7 protein-coding genes are annotated in these 6076 nt (G+C 68.0%); 1 reads left to right on the forward strand and 6 read right to left on the reverse strand.

Annotated features, from left to right (window positions below; genetic code table 11):
- Positions 1 to 109: 109 nt before the first annotated feature.
- The 4 genes from ACWEVO_RS27450 to ACWEVO_RS27465 form a co-directional block, all read right to left on the reverse strand.
- Positions 110 to 475 (reverse strand): glycoside hydrolase family 78 protein, encoded by a 366-nt coding sequence (locus tag ACWEVO_RS27450; RefSeq protein ID WP_452310387.1) that lies wholly within the window; start codon positions 473 to 475, stop codon positions 110 to 112.
- A 219-nt stretch (positions 476 to 694) separates the two neighbouring features.
- Positions 695 to 910 carry a LuxR C-terminal-related transcriptional regulator gene (locus tag ACWEVO_RS27455; RefSeq protein ID WP_452310388.1) on the reverse strand — a complete coding sequence of 72 codons (216 nt, stop codon included), beginning with the start codon at positions 908 to 910 and terminating at the stop codon, positions 695 to 697.
- A gap of 28 nt (positions 911 to 938) precedes the next feature.
- Positions 939 to 2105 (reverse strand): L-rhamnose isomerase, encoded by a 1167-nt coding sequence (rhaI, locus tag ACWEVO_RS27460; RefSeq protein WP_452310389.1) that lies wholly within the window; start codon positions 2103 to 2105, stop codon positions 939 to 941.
- Between the two features lie 375 nt (positions 2106 to 2480).
- A complete protein-coding gene (locus tag ACWEVO_RS27465) occupies positions 2481 to 2612 on the reverse strand; it encodes a hypothetical protein (protein WP_279627475.1) in 132 nt (43 codons plus the stop codon).
- 1103 nt (positions 2613 to 3715) lie between these two features.
- Here ACWEVO_RS27465 and ACWEVO_RS27470 point away from each other — a divergent pair.
- Positions 3716 to 4519, forward strand: a complete 804-nt coding sequence (locus tag ACWEVO_RS27470) for a hypothetical protein (RefSeq protein WP_452310390.1) — start codon at positions 3716 to 3718, stop codon at positions 4517 to 4519.
- 18 nt (positions 4520 to 4537) lie between these two features.
- Here ACWEVO_RS27470 and ACWEVO_RS27475 read toward each other — a convergent pair whose 3' ends face one another.
- Together ACWEVO_RS27475 and ACWEVO_RS27480 are read right to left on the reverse strand one after the other, a co-directional pair.
- Positions 4538 to 5866 carry a low temperature requirement protein A gene (locus ACWEVO_RS27475; protein ID WP_452310391.1) on the reverse strand — a complete coding sequence of 443 codons (1329 nt, stop codon included), beginning with the start codon at positions 5864 to 5866 and terminating at the stop codon, positions 4538 to 4540.
- Between the two features lie 12 nt (positions 5867 to 5878).
- A partial coding sequence (locus ACWEVO_RS27480; RefSeq protein WP_452310392.1) for a hypothetical protein occupies positions 5879 to 6076 on the reverse strand: 198 nt, incomplete at its 5' end.

The following is a 6076-nucleotide window of genomic DNA, read 5'->3' on the forward strand; positions in this document are numbered from 1 at the left end:
CGGTCGGCCGCCGCCGCGACGGTACCGAGCGCGGTTGTCACCAGCAGCGCCACCAGGCCGGCGAGCGTCGCGGCGGTCCGGCCCGGCCCGGGCCGCCGCATCGCCGGGGTCACGCGGCCTCCTTCACGTGGGAGTGGTAGTCGCCTGAGCCGGTCTCGTACCGGACAACGCCGTCACCGCGGCCGAGCAGCCGGACGCCGGTGGCCTCGGCGGCGGGAACGCTTCCCTCGGTGACCGCGGCCGCGCCGAGATCGAGGCGGCTCCGCGAGCTGGCGACGACGATCTGACAGGCGCTCTGCCGCTGGGCGCGCTCGGACGAGGCGAGCGTCCACCCGAGGCGGGAGTGGGTCGCGTCGACGCCCAGCCGATTGTGCGCGTGCTCCGTCTTCAGCTCGCCGACCCGCAGCACGGAGTCGGCGGCGGCCGCCGCCGGCGGTGCCAGGGCGAGGAGGCCTTTCCGGGTGCGTCCGACCATGTCGCTGGTGCCTTCCAGTTCCTCGGGACGGTGATGGAGGCGCCGCGTCTGGTCGACCGCGCACGGTCCATTAAAACGTTTCACAGTGACGCCCGTCACTTCTTAACCGACGGGAAACATCCCACGCAACCCCCGTGGCCGGAACCGGCCAGCCCCGCCGCGCGACCGCCATCCGGCGAACAGCCGTCGGCCACCGCGCCGGGCAACCGGGCGCGCGGGTCAGATCAGACTGCGGCGCGCGGCCCAGACCACCGCCTCGATCGCCGTGTTCACCCCTAGCCGGTCACAGATCGTCCGGGTCCGGCGGCGTACCGTCCGCTCCGATGTCTCCAGCCGACGGGCGACGGCCTCCAGCGACAGTCCCCGGGCGAGCAGTGAAAGAAGAGCCACGTCCTCCTCGGACAGCTCCGGACGTGGCTCGGCAACACGGTTCACCTGCCGCACCCCTTTCGGGTCGTACCAGTCAGGCGCCCCAGCCGGCCTGAGCGCCGCCGCGGCGCGCAGCGACCAGTCGCTCGTGATGGCCGGAGCGGTGGTAGGCGGCGATCGGGTCCGGGTCGATGCCCATCTCCTCGCGCAGTTCGGCCAGCAGCGGCCGCACGTCGGTGTTGAACGCGTCCATCACCACTGCGTTAGCACCGAGCACGTCCCCGTTCTCCTGCGCCGCGCGCAGCGCGTCGGAGTCGACCAGCAGCGCCTTGGCCGTGGCCTCCTGCACGTTCAGCACCGACCGGATCATCGCGGGGATCTTCGGCTCGATGTTGTGGCACTGGTCGAGCATGAACGCCACGTCGGCCTCCGGGTCCAGGCCGCCGGACTGCACGATCTCGTGCATGATCCGGAACAGCTGGAACGGGTCGGCCGCGCCGACCATCAGATCGTCGTCGGCGTAGAAGCGGCTGTTGAAGTGGAAACCGCCGAGCCGTCGCGCCCGCAGCAGAAGCGCCACGATGAACTCGATGTTCGTCCCCGGCGCATGGTGTCCGGTGTCGACCAGCACCTGGGCCCGCTCCCCCAGCGCCAGGCAGTGCGCGTACGACGTGCCCCAGTCCGGGACGTCCATGGTGTAGAAAGCGGGCTCGAAGAGCTTGTACTCCAGCAGCATCCGCATTCCGGCCGGCATCGCGGCGTACGTCGCGGCCAGCGCCTCGGCCAGCCGGTCCTGCCGGGCCCGGATGCTGTCCTGGCCCGGATAGTTCGTGCCGTCGGCGAACCACAGGCTCAGGATCGTCGACCCGGTCGCCGAGCCGATCTCCACGCATTCCAGCAGATGGTCCAGCGCCTTGCGCCGCACCGCCGGATCGGGGTTGCAGACGCTGCCCAGGCGGTAGTCGTCCTCCTGGAACACGTTCGGATTGACGGCGCCCAGCCGGATCCCGACCTCCTGCGCGTGCTTGGCGAGGTCGGCGTAGTCGTCCACCCGGTCCCACGGGATGTGCAGCGCCACACTCGGCGCCACGCCCGTGAACCGGTGCACCGTCGCGGCGTCGTCCACCTTCTCGTACGCGTTTCGCGGCACGCCTTCCTGGGCGAACACCTTGAACCGGGTTCCCGAGTTGCCGTAGGCCCACGAGGGCGTCTCGATCCGCTGTGCCCGCAATGCCGCCTTCGCCGCTGCCCGGTCGGTCATCAGTACTGCTCCCATCTATCGCACATGTCAGAGGCCTCGTCGTAGGCGGGCTCGTACGCGATTGTCGAGCGGCGCATCGCGGCGAGATGAATCGTTTCAAAGTCGTCTGTTCTGGGAACCTAAGCCAAACTTCGATTACGTGTCAAGGCTCACATCGGCACTACCGACAGGCGCGCCTGGAACTCCATAACCCAAGGGGCTACGTCCGCAACGAGTCGGACCGCTAGCCGCCTTCCGGCCGGAACCACACCATCACCAGCAGCTCGCGCGCCTCGCGGTCGCTTGCTCGCGTCAAAGCCGTGTTGGCCGTCACCCAGGGTGACGGCCAACACGGCTTGTGCAATACCGAACCGGAGTTGTCGATGATCAGGCAGGTCAGGTGACCCCGACGTTCAGGTAGAAGTGGCCGAGCTTGAGTGATAGCGAGGCGCCTCCGAAGTGGTGAATGAGCAGCGCCAACAGGATGACGATCAGAATGCAGACGACGAGCCAGATCAGGAACCACACGAACCCTGGGATCCCGTAGCGACCGACGCGAGCCATTACGCTCGCCCCCTCGCGGTCGGCGCTGCAACACGCGCCGGCGGGCATGGACGTGTCGGCTGCCGGTAACTGCGCCCGACGCTAACGGACGTCTCCATACAGCCTCCTTCATTGAGGTGTCCGCGAAACTTCCCTACCGAGGCGCGCGTCAAACCGGGCCGTAGGGGCCTGCTTCAGAATCCCGCCGGATCCGGGCCGCGTCTGTGCTGTTGGCGAAGGGCACATGCAAGGTCCATGAACGACACCGGCGTCCTCTCCTGGGCCTCGGTCACGGGACGCCCCGTGTGGCGTCTTCTGCGAGCTGGGGTCCTAGGGCGGAGCTGATCCACCCAGGGGATGCGGTCGCGCGCCGACTTGACTGCTAGCGCCGCACAAAGATGAGGCAGGCCGCAGAGGCCGCGACAGTGACAAAAGCCGCTGCGGTCAGCGCTACTGCGACCGGTTCCGGAATCGATGGAAAGACGCCGATGCTCTCAGGACGATGGTGATACCTACCAGAGCGAAGGAACCGCCTCGACGCATCGGCTCCGGTGGCACCGTCCGGCGTGCGGTACCCAGAAGTGGTAGCCACGTGGGGGCACTCCGCGTGACGATTATTCCGACGCCTAGAGCTGTGAAAGCGATGCCGAAAAGCTCTGCGACCAACAGGAAGACGACCGGGGGCGATGCTGACGGGGTAAGCACAACGTGATCTTCACATGCCCAAAATTCCGGTGGCCACCCCGACGGCGCGGCGAGATCGGCCTCCCCCCAACCACTGCCTGGTCACCTCGCACTCTTCCGCGGGGCTCCTCGTCGGGCAGTCGCCAGACTGTCGGCCGTTCACCGCCCGATGCCATCATCACCGACACCCTGGCGTGCCGGTCAGCGTTGACAGACCGTGTTTGCCGCGAGCCGGCAGGACCGCGACGGGGCCAAAACTTCCCTGCTCAGTGCCTGCATGCTCATCCGGTTTGGCACGTCTTTCTGTGCACTCACTTGACTCGACTATGGAACGTCGCCATGTCGAGCGCGGGTCGCAGAAACGTACTTGCTGCCGCGGGTTCGGTGAGGGAAGGGTGCTGGGCGTGACCAAAGCACCCGACGGCCTGAACCTTCCACCGGGTCTCTCCTCCCAGCGCCTGCGAGTGCTCACGGAGCTTGCGGCCCGCAACGATGCGGATCACGGCGAGGACTTGCTGGGCCTGGTCCTCTCCGGTTCGGTAGGCCGGGGGCTTGCCACGGAGCGCTCAGACCTGGACGTGTACGTGGTTCTCACCGACCAGGGCATGGGCGAGCGCAGGACCATCCGATCCCCTGACCTCGACGAGATCCCGGTTCCACTCTCCCGGCTGGAGGAGGTACCCCCATTCCGGAGCGGAGGGTGGTGGTTCCGCTGGTCTTTCGCGTGGGCCCCGATCCTCCTTGACCGCACACAAGGCCGGCTGCCCTCCGCCCTTCACCGGTTGGCCACGGTGACGTCCGACGAGGCGGAGACGATTCTCGTCGAGCACGACCGCCTGGACGGGTGGCTGAACTATGCCTACCGAGCCCTCAAGAACGACCGCGACGGGCGCGCATTGGAACGCCGCCTCGATGCCGCCGAATCAGTGCCCTGGCTGCTGGACGTCATCTTCTCGCTGGCCGGACGGGTGCGGCCCTATCACAAGTACCTGCCCTGGGAACTCGGCGAGCATCCCCTGCCCGAGTGGGATGCCCGCGAACTCCTGTCCCTCCTATTGGCCACCCTCGACGGCGATCCGGCTGCCATCCGGGCGACGTTCAAGCGGGTCGAGAGCCTCTGCGCGACCTTCGACAACGAGCGTCCCGTGCCCGTGCTGACCCCCATCATCGAAGGCTGGGGAGACGAACTGCAGATTCTCCGGCAGTGACAGCCCGAGCCGGCCGGGTCATTCGCCCTGGCCCGCCTCGTTCGGCTCGTGCCAGCGGGCCCGGTAGGCGGCCTCGTGCGCCTCGTGGCTGGTCCGTTCCGCGAAGACCAGCTGGCGCAGCGCCGTTCGGCCGTCGGCATAGATGACCACCTCGGCGGCCACCATGCCCAAGCAGATCGCGGTCAGCAGGGTCAGGGTTCCCAGCGCCGGCAGCCGGTCGACGAGTGGGGGGCATATGGCAAGCAGCCCTAGCGTGATCACCCGGGTCCAGCTGACGGTGTGCAGGGTCCGCAGCTGGAACAGCATGTTGCCGCAGAGGTACAGGAACACCCCGCCGAAGAGCAGCGGCTCGGCCGGGCCGTGTGCCGGTGCCCAGTTGGAGATCTGCGGGTTGGTGATCTGGCCCACGATCGCCTCTGATCCAAGTGCGAAGAGGATGATGCCGGCGATCATCGGCAGGTAACAGTACGCGTAGGCGTCCCGGGCCATGGTGAGCCGGGCTTTGCCCTGTGCGGCGTGCAGGGCGATCCGGGCGGCCGGCCCGATCACGTCGTAGTGCGCCCACCAGAGTGCGGCGGTGAAGAAGATGCCCAGTATCCCCGCCGCCACGGCCGGTGCGGTGGGCAGCTGCCCGAGCAGGTTGCTACCGACGCCGACCGAGATGATCGACTCGCCGAGGGCGATGATCAGGATCAAGTCGTACCGTTCGGTCCAGTGCTCCGCCGAGGCGATGCCCCAGCCCCAGGAGCTGATGAGTTGGCCGGAGCCGTATTGGAGCAGCACGACCGCGGCCCACAGACTGTCCCGGACGTGCGGCGCCCAGGTGGAGCCGTCCAACGCCGTCGGGATGAGTGCGGCGGCGAGCAGCAGCAGGGTGCTGCCCACCAACTCCGGCGCGAACCGCATCAACTGCCGGCGCTCGTTCGGGCTGTCTCGCAGCGCGTGCCAGAGCAGCAGGACGTGGACCGTGCGGAACACGAAGTAGCTGGCCGCCGCGACGATCGGCCCTGCGGCGCCTTGCACATCCCTGAACGCTTGTGGCAGGGACAGGGCGAAGGTGAACAGCGTCGCCATGCCGACCGTCATCAGCACCGGCACGAAGCCCTCACCGAGGCGGACCCGGGTGGCGACCACGCTGTGCAGCACCCACGACCACCAGAGCACGGCGAGGACCAGCATGGCGTGCAGCAGGGTCCCGCCGCTGATCTCCCGTGCGGTGGCACGGGTGATGATGAAGAACGAGAAGACGAAGACCAGGTCGAAGAAGATCTCGAACCGGTCGACCCGGGCCGCGGGGGCCATCGGCACCGCAGGCCCGAGACGCCCGCGCCATCCGAAGCCGCCCACCGGACGATTGTTTCAGCGGCCGGGCGACGCCGCGCCGGATTCCGGTACGACGACGGCCCGATCCTCCGGGTCGAGCAGAACGACCCCCAAGTAGTCGAGAACGGCCACGGCGTGACCTAGCCTCGGCCTTTCACGGCAGCCGTGATCTTGGATGTCCAGCGGGCCGGTAGATATGGCGAAGTGCCTGCCACGTAAGGAAAACTGCCCGGT

The sequence above is a fragment of the Micromonospora sp. NPDC003776 genome (assembly GCF_053605645.1).